Consider the following 17,326-nt stretch of genomic DNA (forward strand, 5'->3'; position numbering starts at 1 on the left):
CTATGCCTAAAACCTTACTCCTTCGATGCTGGCTGGCAGGGCTGCTGCTCGGCCTTGGCAGTCTGGTACTGGCCCAGCCGCCCCGTGGCCCGCTGGTAGTATCTCCGCAGGTGAACGCCGATAAGACCGTCACGTTCCGGTACCTCGCTCCGTTGGCAAACGAGGTGAAGCTGAGCGGACAGTTTCTGAGAGCACCCATGGCTATGACCAAAGATGCGCAGGGCCTCTGGAGCGTAACCGTGGGGCCGGTCAAGCCTGATATCTACCCGTACAGTTTCCAGGTCGATGGCGTCACAACCATGGACCCGGCCAACGTGGCGTTCTTCCCCAACGAGCGCTTCAAAGCCAGCCTGGTGGATGTACCCGGCGATGCGCCCCTGATTCATGCCCTGCGCGAGGTACCCCACGGCTCTGTCAATTACGAGTACTACCCATCGATGGAAGGCACAACGGGTTCGCTGGTGGTCTATACTCCACCGGGATATGACCAGTCACCCAACAAAAAATATCCCGTTTACTACCTCATCAGCGGCACGACCGATACCGAAGAGACTTTCTTCAAAGTGGGCAAAACCAACCTGATCCTGGATAATCTTATCGCCGAAGGCAAAGCCAAACCGATGATTATCGTGATGCCCTACGGCAATATAGCTGCGCGGGTAGCCGAGCAGAAAGGAGGAGCCAAACCCGCCGATCCGACCGTGAGGGATGGAGCCGACGCGGTGAAACGGGCCAATGATTTCACGGCTGATTTGGTGAACAACGTCATTCCCTACATCGAGAAGAATTACCGGGCTATTCCGGGTCGCGACAACCGGGCGATTGGTGGTTTCTCACGCGGGGGTGGGCAAACGCTCAGGACGGCGTTTAGCCACATGGACAAGTTTGCGTGGGTGTGTGCCTACAGCTCTTACCTGTCGCCTCAGGAAATGGAGCGCAGCTATCCGGCTATCGTAAGCAATCCGGCCAACACCAACAAGCAACTCAAACTGCTGTGGGTGAGTGTGGGGAGCGATGATTTTCTGTACAAGGGTACCCTGGAGTTCATGGACTACCTGAAGGCCAAACAGGTGAACTACAAGAGCCTTGTGACCGACGGCGGTCACACCTGGATGAACGTGAAAATGTACGTTGCCCAAACCGCCCCGCTGCTATTCCAACCACAAACACCTTAGCCCATGAACCCCATTCTATATCTTCTAACCATGCTGACGGTAGCCTCGCTATCGGCGCGTGCGCAGCAACGTCCGCCGGCTATTAGTTCGCCCCAGGTGCATGCTGACCATACCATCACGTTCCGGTATTTCTCACGGAATGCGAAAAAAGTAACACTCAGTGGTGAGTTTCTGAAAGCGCCCCTATCTATGAGCAAAGATACGTCGGGCATCTGGAGCGTGACCGTACCACCCGTCAAACCGGATATTTATCCGTACAGCTTCTGGGTGGATAGCGTACAGGTAGCCGATCCAAATAATACCTACATTTTTGCCAACGAACGGTTTAAGCGCAGCATCGTCGACGTGCCCGGCGACCAGCCGCTGGTGCATTCGCTCCAGAACGTTCCGCACGGCAAAGTGGGCTACCGCTACTACCAGTCAGCTACGCTGGGCACCACCCGACAGGTACTGGTGTACACCCCACCTGGCTTCAACCCGAACGGCAAAACCAAATACCCGGTGTTGTACCTGATTCACGGCGGCTCCGACACGGAAGAGACCTGGACCAAGGTAGGCCGGGCCAACCTGATTGCCGACAACCTCATCGCGCAGGGGAAAGCCAAGCCCATGCTGATTGTGATGCCCTATGGCAACGTGCGTCCGGCTCCCATGGCTGACTTTACCAAAGACATGGTGAATGACATTGTACCCTTCATCGAAGCCAACTACCCGGTCATCAAAGAAAGCAAGGGCCGGGCCGTGGCGGGTTTCTCGGTTGGTGGTGGACAAACGCTGAACATTGGCCTCACCAATCCGGACAAGTTTGCCTATGTATGCTCGTATGCGCCCTATACGGCTACCGACGAGTTTAAAAAGAACTTCACTGACTGGTCACCTAATGCCGAGCAGATGAACAAGCAGTTGAAGCTGTTTACCATCAGCGTTGGGACCGAAGATTTTCTGTACGAGCCCGTGAAGCAGAACATCGCCCTATTCCAGGATAAGAAGCTGGCGGTGAAAAGCTACATCGTGCCGGGTGGCCATACCTGGATGAACTGCAAGCAGTACCTGGCTACCACCCTGCAGGAGCTATTTCAATAACATCAGTCAACACCTCAACCTCTTACCCCCATGATTCGTCACGCAGTAGCGATCCTCTTCGCCGTCGCTCTCACCACGGCAACTTGCCTGGCACAGGCCAGCCAACCGGCCATCGCGGAGGATTTCAAACCCTCAACCCTGAATCAGCCGGGGCAGGAATACCCACAGGTCAATTCTCAGGGGTACGCCCGCTTTCGCATCCACGCGCCCAAAGCCGACAGTGTCCGGGTGAGCCTGGGGCTGGGCGGCCGGGGCGGCACCATCCTTACCAAAGACGCCAACGGCTACTGGACCGGTACCACGGCGGGGCCATTGGATGAAGGCTTTCATTACTACAACGTCACCATTGACGGTGGCAAGTTCAACGACCCTGGAGCCAGGAACTACTATGGTTCGGTGCGGTGGGAGAGCGGCATTGAGATACCCGCCCACGACCAGGACTTCTACGCTCTGAGAGACGTACCCCACGGCCATGTGCAGCAGGTGCTGTTTCCTTCCAAAAGCACGGGTACCTCTCGCCGGGCGTTTGTGTACACCCCGCCCGGCTACGAGAAGGAACACTCGAAGAAATACCCGGTACTCTACCTGCAGCACGGCTGGGGTGAGGACGAAACCGCCTGGAGCAACCAGGGGCACGCCAACCTTATCATGGACAACCTGATTGCCGAAGGCAAGATTAAACCCTTCATCATCGTGATGACCTACGGCATGACCAACGAGGTGAAGTGGGGTCGCATCCGGGATTTTAAAATAGACCCCTTCCAGACGGTACTGACCGAGGAGCTGATTCCGTACGTGGATACCCACTTCCGCACGCTCCCTAACCGGGACAACCGGGCCATGGCCGGGCTGTCGATGGGTGGTATGGAAACCAAAATGATAACTCTCAATAAGCCAGACATTTTTGGGTATTACGGTCTGCTCAGCGGGGGCCTGTACACCCCGGACGACCTCAACGGCAAGGCCAAGCCAAAGCTGGTTTTCCTGAGCTGCGGCAGCAAGGAGCGCCCTGATGGGGTAAAGAAAGCCGCCGCCGACCTGAAAGCCTCCGGCTACAACGCCGTTTCGTACGTGTCGGAGGGGACTGCCCATGAGTTCCAGACCTGGCGCCGCAGTCTGCATGAGCTGGCACCGCTACTGTTTAAAAACTAAGAAGTAGCCTAACTACCTATCTAATCCATGAAAACCACTACTTTTTTTAAAAGGACGCTTTGCGCCATTTTCGCTGCTATGGTGGTGGGGACAGCGGCCTATGCCCAACCCAGTGACAAGGAAGCCCCCAAGGGCTTCGATCAGGTTCGTAGCGGGATTGCTACGGGCAAGCTTGATACCGTTCGATACGAGTCCAAAACGGTAGGTACCACGCGCAAGGCGCTGGTGTACACTCCGCCCGGCGTGGCGACGCCCGGTTTTAACAAGAAGACTAAATACCCGGTGCTGTACCTGCTGCACGGTATTGGAGGCGACGAAAAGGAATGGCTCAGAGGTGGTAACCCGCAGGTGATTCTGGACAACCTCTATGCCGACCAGAAGCTGCAGCCTATGATCGTGGTAATGCCCAACGGCCGGGCCATGAAAGACGACCGCGCCGTGGGCAATGTCTTCGACCGGGAAAAAGTGGAAGCCTTTGCTACCTTTGAAAAAGACCTGCTCAACGACCTGATTCCGTTTATCGAGAAGAAATACCCGACCCTGACTGACCGCGAACACCGGGCCATTGCCGGGCTGTCGATGGGCGGCGGACAGTCGCTGAATTTTGGCCTGGGCAATCTGGACAAATTTGCCTGGGTGGGTGGCTTTTCGTCGGCCCCGAACACCAAACGGCCCGAAGAACTGGTACCTAACCCGGCCGAAGCTAAAAAGAAGCTGAAGCTGCTCTGGATTTCGTGCGGGGATGCCGACGGCCTGATCTCCTTCAGCAAGCGCACGCACGACTACCTATACCAGAACAATGTGCCGCACGTTTATTACATCGAACCCGGTGGACACGATTTCAAGGTATGGAAAAACGGGCTGTACATGTTCTCGCAGTTCCTGTTCAAGCCGGTGGATAACGCATCGCTGACCAGGTACACTGTGCTGGGAACGCCGGCGACTACCAACGTGCGCTCGGCCAAGTACCCGCAGATTCTGCCTGACAATCGGGTCGTGTTTCGGGTCAAGGCTCCGCAAGCTCAGAAGGTGCAGATAGACCTGGGTAAAAAATACGACATGGTGAAAGACACGGCGGGATTCTGGACCGTCACTACTGATTCGATCAGTCGCGGCTTTCATTATTACTCCCTGTTGATTGATGGCTTACCCGTTGCTGACCCGGCCAGCGAGACCTTCTACGGCATGGGACGTATGGCCAGCGGCATTGAGATTCCGGACCGGGAAGGTAGCTATTACACCCTGAAAGACGTACCTCACGGCGACATCCGCATTAAACGCTACTTCTCCAAAGCCTTGAACACCTGGCGGGAAATGTACGTCTACACCCCACCAGGCTACGACAAATCCACCGGGAAGTACCCCGTGCTGTACCTGCTGCACGGTGGAGGCGAAGACCAGCGCGGCTGGGCCACTCAGGGACGTACCGACCTGATTCTGGACAACCTGATTGCCGAAAGCAAGGCTAAACCTATGGTGGTAGTGATGCTGGACGGCAATATGGGTACTACCGGCGGCCCCGCCGGTTTCAATGAGAACGTACTGCGGGCCTTTGAGAATGAGCTTAAACAGGGAGCAATTCCCTTTGTGGAGAACCATTTCCGGGTGGAAACCGACGCGAAGAACCGGGCTTTGGCGGGCTTATCGATGGGTGGCTTGCAGACGCTCCATGCAGGCATCCGGAACACGGATATGTTCTCATCCCTGGGCGTATTCAGCTCGGGCTGGTTTGCCAATAACACCAAGCTGTCGGACCCGCAGTATGCCTTCATGAAGGAGAATGCAACTGCCATCAACAGCAACCTGAAAAACTTCTGGATATCAATGGGTGGCAAGGAAGACATAGCCTACCAGAACTGCCAGGTCATGATGAAGAAGTTCGATGAGATGGGCATCAGGTACAGCTACAGCGAGTACCCCGGTGGGCATACCTGGCCGGTCTGGCGGCACGACCTGATGATGTTTAGCCAGTTGCTGTTTAAGTAAATCATTCTTACCCCAAAACCCAAAAACCATGATTCAGATAGAACAAACAGTTGGCACTCGTATTGCCGGATTCATACTAGCCGGCTTACTGCTGCCGGGTGTTACATTCGGGCAATCCATTCCTTCGTTAAAAGATACCTTCAAAAATGATTTTGGGATAGGAACCGCGCTGAACAACGCCCAGTTTGAAGAGCGGGACCCAAAGATGACCCAGTTCATCGTGCATCAGTTCAACATGGCCACGCCCGAGAATAGCATGAAATCGGCGCTGATTCATCCGACCTGGAGCAACTACAACTTTGAACCGTCGGATAAACTGGTCCAGTTCGGGAAAAAGCACAACATCAAGATCAACGGGCACACGCTGATCTGGCATAGCCAGTTACCGCCGTTTATGCGCGGAATCAGGAGTGCGGATTCAGTACGAACGTTCTTCAACGACCATATCAAAACGGTGGCCGGACGCTATGATGGAAAAATCTTTTCGTGGGATGTTGTCAACGAAGCGCTCAATGAGGATGGTACTATGCGAAAGACCGTATTCCTGGATTACCTCGGCGAGGACTACGTAACCGAGGCGTTCCGGCTGGCGCAACAGGCATCTCCCAACACGGAGCTGTATTACAATGACTACAACAACGAACAACCGGCCAAGCGGGCGGGCTGCCTAGCCCTGATAAAAAAAATCCAGGCGGCTGGTGTACGTATCGATGGCGTGGGCATTCAGGGACACTGGCACGTGGGGCGGGTACCGTTCAAAGAGATTGAAGAAAGTATTCTGCAATACGCGGCACTGGGCCTACAGGTAATGTTCACCGAAGTAGACATCGAGGTCTTGCCCCGCAATTTTCAGGGGGCCGAAGTAAGTCAGCGGATGACCGCCAACGAACAGTCGAACCCCTACGTCAACGGCCTGCCTGACTCAGTACAGCAACAACTGGCCGCTGATTACGAAGCCCTGTTCAAGCTCTTTCTGAAGCACAAAGACAAAGTTACCCGCGTCACGTTCTGGGGCGTGAATGACGCCCAAAGCTGGCTGAACAACTGGCCCATTCGTGGCCGGACCAGCTATCCGCTGCTGTTCGACCGGAATAACCAGCCTAAACCTGCTTTTTATAGAGTAGTCGCACTCAAGAAATGACAGAAACTCGATTTGCGGGTATTTTACCAATGCAAGTCCAACTACCATACTTGTAGATTAGCAGGCAATTCAGGGTTGTATTGATGACCACCATACCGTTACCCAGGTTAGTGATCGTATCACGCTGCTGGGTAGTTATGCGTGGAAGCAGGAATCCTATATTGATACACCCCAATTCTACTACTGCGGAGGGAATAGGTTCTGTGGAACCATCTCCAAGTTTGACTTGTGAATTGGCTGAAGAGACGTAAAGAATAGTATAAAACTATTTAGGATAAGGCAAAACTCTTCGTATAGGGTATAGTAGGATAACTGTCTAAATCGAGCAAGATTAGTACCAAATACAGTAAGTGAAACCTCTACTTATACTTAATGATACCTAACGGTATATAGAGTATATAGAACATTAGAGATGACATTTAGGGGTATAGGATCTTTCGTACCTGCTCAATGGCAATCCTATTCTTATAGGTATCTATATTCTGAAGAACTATGATGGTTTTATGGGTATCTATATGCCGGTCGAAGTAATGAATATAGCCAGCCCAGCTACCAGAGTGACTGGTTAGCTTTCCATACTTCTCATCCTGCTTTATGATCCATCCGAAGCCATAGTTTGTATCTCGGCCGTCCAACGTTTTCATAACAGTAAATAGCTGCTCTCTATCCTGAGGGCCGATTAACTTGTCAGTATATAAGGCTTGGTCCCAGGTGAGCAGGTCTCTGGCCGTGGAGTTAACCATACGATCCCCCACAATGCCATCCAGAAAATAGGTAAAGAATTCTTTTCCGTAGCTATCCAGTAATACTTTATGGCCTAAACTATCCAGCATGTACCCCAAGGCATAATTTTCTACCTTTTGTGGCTTATATCTGCTTTGGTAAACCAGCGTATGCTTCATACCCAAAGGTTTGAAAATAGCCTGATCCAGAAAGGCAGCGTACGATTGGCCGGATACCCGCTCAATGATACTCCCCAGTAGCACATAGTTCGTATTGCTGTATTTGAACTTGCCATTAGGCTGAAAAAGCAACGGGGGCTGCACTTTGCCGAAAGCTTTGATTACGTCCGCATTGGTAGCAAACTTGCTTTTATCCCAATGAGCAATGAAGTAATCCGTATAATCGGGTAAACCGCTGGTATGATGGAGCAAATGCCGTATGGATATTTTATCATAGTTGGCAAGTTCTGGCAGGTATTTAGCCATGGGATCATCATAGGCTAACTTACCCTGCTTCTGCAGGAGTACAATAGCCATGGCTGTGAATTGTTTGGATATAGAGGCCAGCTCAAAAACGGACTCCGGGTTCAGCATTCGATGAGACTGCTCATCCGCTTTACCGTAGCTTTTCTCAAAGATGGGAGTTCCATGTTCGGCAATGAGTACATTACCATTAAAAGAACCCTGACGATGCAGCTGAGTGAAAAGGCTGTCGAATTGGGTAGATTTACTTTGGCCCAGGGTCAGGGTGCTCAGGCATGTACTGGTCCATATCAGTAGTAGTAGCTTTTTCATAGTAGGAAAGTATAGAAGGCGTAAGAGAATGATCCTACCAAGAATACAAATAATATATAATTAAAACTAATATATAATTATATTTTATAAATATTATTTTTGAAACTCTACAAGCTTTGCTTCTCCTGCAAATCAGTATGTTTGATAGTAGGGAGCGTTTTTGTTGAGATCTGCTTCTATGGCTCCTTGCTATCCTACTACCGGCGAGTGCTTGATAGCCCTGGCTACTTAACAGGCTAAGTTGTATCCTCAGACAATGGTGTATTACCTCCTGTACAGTTCGATATATACATAAATGGTAGGTTTAGCACATACTAATTCTACCGGGATCGCTCAATGGACAAGCGGAAATCAACAGAAGCCGCTAAAGATACCAGAAGGTTTCACCAGAAGTACTGCAAGTGTATGAGCGTAACACTTGTAGCACAGTGGCCCTCCGGGAGATATTTCAGATCAAAGCCAGCCGACGCTCTACAAGATCTTAGATTTTTCAGGTGCTGGCTTGTGTTTTACTATCAAGGCCAGTCAGCTAGCAGGTTAGGTATTTTAATCAACGATTCAGGCAGAAGGCGCGTACGTCTCAAAGCGCTTGTTATGGTGTCAAATCGGGCAGAAGGCAAATACTGCGTACATTTGCATGCTGGCCAGGTAAAGACAAGTCATAATCGAAGCTAATATGATCTGTGCCGACCAAAGTCTCTACCGGATAAAACAATATTTGGATATACTAGTCTAAGCTATTGCAAGCGTTAGGCCCATAAGCAACCCATAGTGTTTCATGAAAGTACTTTTAGTTGAAGACGAAGAGCGGATGGTTTCTTTTATCCGCAAAGGGATATCTGCCGAGGGGTACGAAGTTGACGTTGCTTTCGATGGACGTATCGGTCTGTCGCTGTTTCGAAAAGATCCCTACGACATTATCATACTGGATGTGAACCTGCCGCAGATCAATGGCTTCGAGCTGTGCAGGCTGATCCGTCAGGAAAATGAGACGGTACCCGTGCTGATGCTCACCGCGCTCGACAGCCTGGCCGACAAGGCCGATGGCTTTAATGCCGGAGCGGACGATTACCTGGCCAAGCCCTTTGAATTTCAGGAGTTGCTGCTGCGCATCCGGGCTCTGACGCGCCGCAACAGCCCCAAGCATAAGCAGGTACTCCGGCTGGCCGACCTGGAACTGAACCTGGACACCAAGACCGTAACCCGGGCCGGCCAGCGCATCGACCTCACTACCCGGGAGTACTCCCTGATGGAATACATGATGCTCAACAAAGGAAAGATCATCTCAAGGGTGGACATCAGCGAACGCGTCTGGAACCTCAACTTTGACAGCAATACCAACGTGATCGACGTGTACATCAGCTACCTGCGCAAGAAGATCGACAAGGATTTTTCGCCAAAACTGTTGCATACCATCGTGGGCATGGGGTACGTACTTCGTGAGAGCTAAGCTTCCCAAAGGTTAGTAATAGATTATCTCTCACATCCCCGGCCTTGTACTTACTACCTCCATGCTGATCCGAAACCGACTGACGCTTACTTTTACGCTGCTGACCATGGCCATTCAGGTCACGCTGTCGCTGCTGGTGTGGTACTTCTACTCGCTGTACCGGCAGGAGGAGTTTTACAGTATGTTGGAAGGAAAAGCGCGGCTGGCCGGTCGGATCCTGATTTCCCAGCGGCATCTGCACGATAATTTCTTCGAGAATATGGTACGCACCGACCTGCTTACCATTGTGGAGGAGCAGATCAACATTTATGACAACCGGCACAACCTGTTGTTTACCAACCGTAACCTCAAAGAATCGGACTATTTCAAAGAAAAGATACCGAAGCTTACTAATGAGTCCCTGTTCGAGTTTAGGAGTGGGCATCTGGAGTCGATCGTACTACCTTACCGGGACCGGGGGCAGCTGTTTTACATATTTGCTTCCGGCTACGACCGCATTGGCTTTGCCAAGCAGGGTACTCTGCAACAGATACTGCTGCTGGCCAATCTGCTGGGATTTTCCCTGACAGTGCTGGCGGGCTGGTACTTTTCGGGGCGGGTACTGAAGCCCATTTCCCAGATCGTGCACGAAGTGGAGCAGATCACAGCCGTGGATCTGCACAAGCGGGTCCACGAAGGCAACCGACGGGATGAAATTGCTCAACTGGCCATGACCTTTAACCAGATGCTTTTCCGGCTGGAAGATGCCTTTGTCTCCCAGCGCAGCTTTGTTTCCCACGCCTCGCACGAGCTGCGCACCCCGCTTACCAATACCCTGGGCACCCTGGAAACATCGCTACGGTACGATAGAGACCCCGCCGACTGGCGCGAAAGTATGGAAGTAGCCGTGGAAGAGCTCAAGAAAGTAATCGCCCTGACCAATGGCCTGCTGGGCTTAGCCAAGGTTACCGACGGAGCCGTTACCCTCACCGCCGTACAAGTGGATGATTGCCTGCTGACGGCTATTGAGCAGGTGCAGGCCAAGTACCCGGGCCGGAGCCTGCCGCTCCAGTTCATGACCACGGAGGAAGCATCCTTTACGGTAAAGGGCAGCCCTACTTTACTCACCACGGCTTTGCTGAACGTGCTGGATAACGCCTGCAAGTACTCGGGCGAGCCGGTGTCGGTAGAGTTGCAGGCAAAGGACGACCAAGTCACAGTGACAGTAGCCGACCGGGGGCGCGGTATTGCTGAGAATGATGCCACGCACATATTGGATCCGCTCTACCGGGGTACCAATGTGGAGGGGGTACCTGGCTATGGCATTGGTCTGGCCGTCACGCAGAAGATCATTGACCTGCACCAGGGTACCCTCCAGATCAATTCCAGCCTCAACCAGGGTACCACGGTAATCATACGCTTACCCCGTCAGGCCTAAGAGCTTCTAATATCTTCTAATTTCCTTCTCATACCGTTTTAATGTTACGGTGGTTGCTTTGTGTCACTCATTACAGACACAGGCTATGCAACGTCGTCATTCTTCCGCTTCTATACTGCTCTATGGCTTTGGGCTGGCACTGGCTCTTTCACTGGTGTTCAACGGGTACCTGCTCTATAACCTGATCCGTCAGCGGAGCCTCTATGTCGCTGGACTACGGATCTCACACCAGCAGGCGGATAATAAGGCTTTTCAACAGCAACTTTCGGATTGCAAATGGGCTATCGGGCAGAAAGATAGTCTGATTCGTCACCTGGAGCAGGTCTCTCATGCACCGCCGGAAAAGGTAGACTAGCCCCGGCCGCAGATCACCCAGGCGCAGGCCTGACACTACAAATCGTCACTATAAACTCTTGTCAAAAATAAAGTTATTATGAAGCAAATACTCATGTTTATGGGCTTGTGTGCTATGCTGGGCTGCTCGAGCTATGCCGGCAAAGAGGAGGAAGCACACAAGGAAGAAAAAACCAGCTTCCTGGTGACCAGCCCCCTGCAGAAAGACACCACCGTTATCAAAGAATACGTAGCTCAGGTACGGTCCATACAGCATATTGAGCTCAGAGCGCTGGAAAAAGGCTACCTGCAGAAGATCTACGTGGACGAAGGACAGTATGTACAGAAAGGGCAGCTCATGTTTCAGATCATGCCTATGCTCTACCAGGCCGAACGCCAAAAAGCGGAGGCAGAGGTGAACTTCGTAGATATTGAGTACCAGAACACCAAGAAGCTGGCCGATGAAAACGTCGTATCCAAAAATGAGCTGGCGCTGGCCAAGGCCAAGCTTGACAAAGCCAAGGCAGAGTTGGCCCTGGCCGAAACCCATCTGCAGTTCACCCAGATCAGAGCGCCTTTTTCGGGCATTATGGACCACTTCCAGGTACGGCTGGGAAGCCTCGTGGATGAGGGAGACCTGCTGACCACGCTATCGGACAACAGCAAAATGTGGGTGTACTACAATGTACCCGAAGCAGAGTACCTGGATTATAAAGCGCAGGTTAAAAATGAAAGACAAACAAAAGTTGATCTGCTCCTGGCCAATAACAAGTTGTTCAACCAGGGAGGTGTCGTAGAAACGATCGAAGCGGACTTCAACAACGAGACCGGAAACATTGCCTTCCGGGCCACTTTCCCCAACCCCGATAAACTGTTGAGGCATGGCGAAACGGGTAACGTACAGATGAAGGTACCGCTGAGTAATGCCCTGATCATCCCGCAGAAAGCCACCTTTGAGGTACTTGATAAGAAGTATGTGTACGTGGTGGACAAGGACAATGTAATACGCTCAAGGGAGATCACCATAGCCGCCGAACTGCCACACATCTTTGTGGTTCAGGAGGGTCTGAGTAAAGAGGATAAGATCCTGCTGGAAGGCTTGCGCCTGGTGCGGGAAAATGAAAAGATACACTCAAAATTCGTGGAGCCTGGTACTGTCCTGTCCCAACTGGATCTGTACGCAGAATAATCAGGTATCCTAAACGTCATTAGACATGTTCAATAAGTTCATACGCCGACCTGTATTCGCTATTGTAATATCGGTCATGATCGTTTTCGTGGGTACGTTAGCGATCAAAAAGCTGCCCATTTCGCAATTCCCCGAAATTGCCCCTACTACCGTAAATATCTTCATTGCCTACCCTGGTGCCAGTGCCGATGTACTGGTAAAGTCAACGCTGATCACCCTCGAAAACGCGATCAACGGGGTACAGGATATGCGCTATATCGCTACGGATGCCACCAGTGCCGGTGAGGCTACCCTGAGGGTGATCTTCGAGCCGGGTACTGACCCCAACGACGCGGTGATCCGGGTAAAAACGCGGGTGGATCAGGTAATGCCGCTCTTACCCGAACTGGTGCAGCGCGAGGGGGTGGTGATTACGCCCATCCAGCCCAGTATGTTGATGTACGTCAACCTCTTCTCTAAGAATAAGAGCATGGACGAGAAGTTCCTGTTCAACTACGCCACCGTGAAGATGATCCCCGAAATCCAGCGGATCAAAGGGGTAGCCCGGGCGCAGATACTAGGTAGCCGCCGGTACGCCATGCGCGTATGGCTGAATCCCGACCGCATGCGGGCCTACAACATCTCGACCGAGGAAGTCATGAAGGCGCTGGGAGAGCAGAGTATCATCGGTCGTCCGGGCCGCCTGGGTCAAAGCTCGGGTATTGCGGCCCAGTCGCTGGAATACGTGCTTACTTACAAAGGCCGGTACAACAAGCCCGAAGAGTACGAGGGGATTATCATCCGGGCCAATTCCGAGGGGGAAAGCATCCACCTGAAGGATATCGCCACGGTAGAGCTGGGCAGTGAATTCTTTGACATCTATTCCAATCTGGATGGCCGACCGTCGGCGGCTATAGTACTGAAGCAGAACTACGGTAGTAATGCCAGCGATGTAATTGCCGATGTGAAAGCGCAGCTCGAGGAAATGCGGCCTTTCTTCCCTCCGGGCATGGATTACAAGATCAGCTACGACGTTTCCAAGTTCCTGGACGCTTCCATCGAGCAGGTGATCCATACGCTACGCGATGCGTTCATTCTGGTAGCTCTGGTGGTATTCATATTCCTGGGCGACTGGCGCTCTACCCTGATCCCGATCCTGGCGGTGCCGGTATCGCTGATCGGAGCATTCTTCGTAATCCAGTTCTTTGGACTCTCTATTAACCTGGTTACACTGTTTGCCCTGGTACTGGCGATTGGTATTGTGGTGGACGACGCGATTGTGGTGGTGGAGGCCGTGCACGCCAAGATGGAGGAAGAGCCGCACCTGTCGCCTTACAGTGCAGTCAAGAAAGTACTTGGTGAAATCAGTGGTGCTATCATCGCCATCACGGCTGTCATGGTGTCGGTGTTCCTGCCCATCTCGTTTATGTCGGGTCCGGTAGGTACTTTTTATCGTCAGTTCTCCATTACCATGGCTAGCTCCATCGTGATCTCGGCCATTATCGCCCTTACGCTTACGCCGGTACTGTGCGCCATGTTGTTAAAAAACCACCATGGACATGGCCACCACGGACACGCAAGGAAGTCTAATATACTGACCCGCTCGCTCGATAGCTTTAACCGTGGTTTTGACAGACTGACCGGCCGGTACGTACGCCTGTTAACATCCATCGTCAGCCGCAGATGGCTTACCTTCGGGGTACTACTGGCCTTTGGTGCGGGTATATTCTACGAAAACCTGATCGTGCCTTCCGGATTTATCCCTAACGAAGACCAGAGTACCATTTACGCCATTATCCAGACGCCTCCGGGTTCGACCCTGGAAAAAACCAACCAGGTATCCCAACGGCTCCAGAAAATATGCGAAGAGATTGATGGAGTAGAATCAGTATCATCGCTGGCCGGTTACGAGATCATGACCGAAGGACGGGGGTCCAATGCAGGTACCTGTCTGATCAACCTGAAAGACTGGTCGGATCGCCACCATACCGTAAAGGAAATCATGGAAGAGCTGGAAGAGAAGTCTAAAGGTCTTGGGGCGGTTGTAGAGTTCTTTGAGCCACCGGCTATTCCGGGCTTTGGGACCTCGGGTGGTTTCTCGATGCGCTTACTGGATAAGAACTCCGAGACCGACTACCACGAGTTTGACAAGATCAATCAGGAGTTCATGGACAACCTGACCAAGCGCAAAGAGCTCACGGGGCTGTTCACCTTCTTCGCGGCCAACTATCCGCAGTACGAACTGGAGATAGACAATAATCTGGCGATGCAGAAGGGCGTGTCGATCGGCAAGGCGATGGATAACCTCAACATTATGATTGGTAGTACCTATGAGCAAGGCTTCACAAAGTTCAACCAGTTCTTTAAGGTGTATGTGCAGTCGGATCCTAAATTCAGAAGACTCCCCTCTGACCTGCTGAACCTGTATGTCAAGAACGACGCCGGCGAGATGGTACCTTACTCCGCCTTCATGAGGCTCAAAAAGTCGCAGGGGCCTAACGAGATTACCCGTTTCAATATGTATAATTCGTCTGCCATTCAGGGACTTCCGGCCAAGGGATATACCACGGCTGATGCCATCAAGGCCATTCAGGAAGTAGCCGCCACAACCCTGCCCAAAGGGTATGACATTGCCTGGGAAGGTCTATCGTACGACGAGTCTACCCGTGGCAACGAGTCGCTGTACGTGTTCGCGATCGTACTGGCTTTCGTCTACTTTGTGTTAGCTGCCCAGTACGAGAGCTTCATCATTCCATTGGCGGTTGTGTTTTCGCTGCCGGTTGGGGTATTCGGTTCGTTCCTGGTGCTCCAGCTCATGGGGCTGGAGAACAACATCTATGCCCAGATCGGGCTCATCATGCTGGTCGGTCTGCTGGGTAAGAATGCCGTACTGATCGTAGAATTTGCGGTTCTTAAGCGCCACGAGGGCGAAACCATTCTGAACGCCGCCATTGAAGGAGCCAGGGTACGTTTCCGTCCCATCCTGATGACCTCATTCGCCTTCATTGCCGGGCTGATCCCGTTGATCATTGCTAGCGGTGCCGGGGCTATCGGTAACCGTACCATCGGTGCGTCCGCCCTTGGAGGTATGCTATTCGGTACCATCTTCGGGGTGATCATCATCCCAGGGTTGTACTACATATTCGCCCACCTGGCCGATGGGCGCAAGATGATCAAAGATGAAGAGGATGAATCGCTGACCGAAGGTCTGGTTCACCAATTGTCAGACCGCCGTGCGGACGCATTTCCTGTAACCGAAGAAAGTAGCAATAATCATGTATAAAAAGATCATAAACAGATGCCTGGTAGTAGCCGGTTTGACGTTCGCTTTTGCGGCTTGTAAAACCCCGGCTATCGTTACCAAAACAGAGAATAGGGTAGTATCTGCGAGCTTCAACGGCTCGCAGGACACCACCAACTCAGCCCGGATCCGATGGAGGGAATTTTTTACTGATCCCAATCTGGTGGCTCTGATTGATACCGCGCTGACCAATAACCAGGAGCTGAATATCACCAGACAGGAGATAGAGATTGCCCGCAACGAGATCCGGGTCAGACAAGGGGAGTACCTGCCCTCGGTAGGGCTGCGTGGTGGAGTGGGTGTGGATAAGGTAGGCCGCTACACGCTGCTGGGGGCTACGGAGGCCTCGTCTGAAATGAAGCCGGGCAAGGAAATACCTGAGCCGCTACCTAATTTTGTGGGGGGAGCCGTGGCTACCTGGGAGGTGGATATCTGGCATAAGCTGCGTAATGCTAAAAAGGCAGCGGTACACCGGTATCTGTCGAGTGTGGAAGGAAGAAACTTCACGACCACCAATCTGATCGCCGAGATCGCTACCTCATACTATGAACTACTGGCGCTGGATAATGAGCTGGAAATAGTACGGCAGAACATTGAGATTCAGAACAATGCGCTGAAAGTGGTGCGGCTGCAGAAAGAAGCTACCCGCGTGACCGAACTGGCCGTACAGCGGTTTGAGGCCCAGGTACTGAATACCCAGAACCTGCAGTACGGCATTCAGCAGCAGATCACCGAAACCGAAAACCGGATCAACTTCCTGGTAGGTCGCTATCCGCAGACTATTGTTAGAAACTCTCAGAATTTCAATAATCTGGTACCGGCTACCGTTCAGACGGGTATTCCGTCGCAGTTGCTGGCCAACCGTCCGGATATCCGGCAGGCCGAGCAGGAGCTGGCAGCGGCTAAGCTGGATGTCCAGGTAGCCAAAGCGCGGTTTTATCCTTCATTGGGTATATCGGCGGGGCTGGGGTACCAGGCTTTCAATCCGGCCTACCTGCTCAAGACGCCTCAGTCGCTGATCTTTTCCCTGGCGGGTGATGTAGCGGCTCCCCTGATCAACAAGAACGCGATCACCGCCGCGTACTTCAATGCCAACTCCAGCCAGATCCAGGCCGTTTATAACTACGAGCGTACCATCCTGAACGCCTATATTGAGGTGGCTAATCAGCTGGCGAAGATCAGTAACCTGGAAAGGAGCTACGATGTCAAGTCAAGGGAGGTACAGGCACTTACGCTGTCAATTACGATCTCCAACAGCTTGTTCAATTCCGCGCGGGCCGACTACATGGAGGTACTGCTGACCCAGCGGGATGCGCAGGAATCCAGATTTCAACTGGTAGAAACCAAAATGCAGCAGCTGAATGCCGTGGTGAATATCTACCGGGCACTGGGTGGTGGATGGGAGTGATTACTGGATCACATCTTGGCCAGATTTTTCGTCCTAACCTAAATTGAGTATAAAAGTACGTGTCACTCCTACTATGCAGAGTGGCACGTACTGAACTTGCAGTAAAAGACTGGATAAAGTTGATCTGCTTTTTGTACTGGTCAGACATACTCTATCCGCTTTGAAAAGCTACTATGTATGTCCGACCGGTTTATA

The 17,326-nt window shown here is 52.1% G+C and carries 13 protein-coding genes; 11 read left to right on the forward strand and 2 right to left on the reverse strand.

Annotated features, from left to right (window positions below; all coding sequences use genetic code 11):
- The first annotated feature begins 2 nt into the window (after nt 1–2).
- The 5 genes from JTN23_RS23755 (at nt 3) to JTN23_RS23775 (ending at nt 6,537) form a co-directional block, all read left to right on the forward strand.
- On the forward strand, nt 3–1,175 hold the full coding sequence (locus JTN23_RS23755; protein WP_247237579.1) for an alpha/beta hydrolase: 1,173 nt from the start codon (nt 3–5) through the stop codon (nt 1,173–1,175).
- Between the two features lie 3 nt (nt 1,176–1,178).
- Nucleotides 1,179–2,258 carry an esterase gene (locus JTN23_RS23760; RefSeq protein ID WP_247237580.1) on the forward strand — a complete coding sequence of 360 codons (1,080 nt, stop codon included), beginning with the start codon at nt 1,179–1,181 and terminating at the stop codon, nt 2,256–2,258.
- A gap of 30 nt (nt 2,259–2,288) precedes the next feature.
- Nucleotides 2,289–3,410, forward strand: a complete 1,122-nt coding sequence (locus JTN23_RS23765) for an alpha/beta hydrolase-fold protein (protein WP_247237581.1) — start codon at nt 2,289–2,291, stop codon at nt 3,408–3,410.
- A gap of 78 nt (nt 3,411–3,488) precedes the next feature.
- Nucleotides 3,489–5,396: an alpha/beta hydrolase-fold protein gene (locus JTN23_RS23770; protein WP_247237625.1), complete on the forward strand. Its 1,908-nt coding sequence runs from the start codon at nt 3,489–3,491 to the stop codon at nt 5,394–5,396.
- Between the two features lie 28 nt (nt 5,397–5,424).
- The gene (locus JTN23_RS23775) at nt 5,425–6,537 is read left to right on the forward strand and encodes an endo-1,4-beta-xylanase (protein ID WP_247237582.1); all 1,113 of its coding nucleotides are present in this window, start codon (nt 5,425–5,427) and stop codon (nt 6,535–6,537) included.
- Here JTN23_RS23775 and JTN23_RS26095 read toward each other — a convergent pair.
- Both JTN23_RS26095 and JTN23_RS23780 read right to left on the reverse strand, forming a co-directional pair.
- Nucleotides 6,527–6,793: a phage tail-like protein gene (locus JTN23_RS26095; RefSeq protein WP_491630936.1), complete on the reverse strand. Its 267-nt coding sequence runs from the start codon at nt 6,791–6,793 to the stop codon at nt 6,527–6,529. The two genes, JTN23_RS23775 and JTN23_RS26095, sit on opposite strands and share 11 nt — an antisense overlap.
- A 163-nt stretch (nt 6,794–6,956) precedes the next feature.
- Nucleotides 6,957–8,054: a serine hydrolase domain-containing protein gene (locus tag JTN23_RS23780; RefSeq protein ID WP_247237583.1), complete on the reverse strand. Its 1,098-nt coding sequence runs from the start codon at nt 8,052–8,054 to the stop codon at nt 6,957–6,959.
- A 778-nt stretch (nt 8,055–8,832) separates the two neighbouring features.
- On the opposite strand from JTN23_RS23780, the gene JTN23_RS23785 reads away from it, so the two are divergent.
- The 6 genes from JTN23_RS23785 to JTN23_RS23810 all read left to right on the forward strand — a co-directional run bounded on the left by JTN23_RS23785 (nt 8,833) and on the right by JTN23_RS23810 (nt 17,131).
- Nucleotides 8,833–9,504 (forward strand): response regulator, encoded by a 672-nt coding sequence (locus JTN23_RS23785; RefSeq protein ID WP_247237584.1) that lies wholly within the window; start codon nt 8,833–8,835, stop codon nt 9,502–9,504.
- Between the two features lie 61 nt (nt 9,505–9,565).
- Entirely contained in the window at nt 9,566–10,921 is a 1,356-nt protein-coding gene (locus JTN23_RS23790) for a sensor histidine kinase (protein WP_247237585.1), read from the forward strand.
- Nucleotides 10,922–11,006: 85 nt separating this feature from the next.
- Complete coding sequence (locus JTN23_RS23795; protein WP_247237586.1) at nt 11,007–11,276, forward strand: hypothetical protein; 270 nt, start codon at nt 11,007–11,009, stop codon at nt 11,274–11,276.
- A 78-nt stretch (nt 11,277–11,354) separates the two neighbouring features.
- Entirely contained in the window at nt 11,355–12,443 is a 1,089-nt protein-coding gene (locus JTN23_RS23800) for an efflux RND transporter periplasmic adaptor subunit (RefSeq protein WP_247237588.1), read from the forward strand.
- A 25-nt stretch (nt 12,444–12,468) separates the two neighbouring features.
- Nucleotides 12,469–15,705 carry an efflux RND transporter permease subunit gene (locus JTN23_RS23805; protein WP_247237589.1) on the forward strand — a complete coding sequence of 1,079 codons (3,237 nt, stop codon included), beginning with the start codon at nt 12,469–12,471 and terminating at the stop codon, nt 15,703–15,705.
- Nucleotides 15,698–17,131: a TolC family protein gene (locus tag JTN23_RS23810; protein WP_247237590.1), complete on the forward strand. Its 1,434-nt coding sequence runs from the start codon at nt 15,698–15,700 to the stop codon at nt 17,129–17,131. Before JTN23_RS23805 ends, JTN23_RS23810 begins: the two co-directional genes overlap by 8 nt.
- The last annotated feature ends 195 nt before the right edge of the window (nt 17,132–17,326 follow it).

Origin of the sequence: Telluribacter roseus, assembly GCF_017355915.2 — a bacterium.
In the GTDB taxonomy this organism is placed as follows: domain Bacteria; phylum Bacteroidota; class Bacteroidia; order Cytophagales; family Spirosomataceae; genus Telluribacter.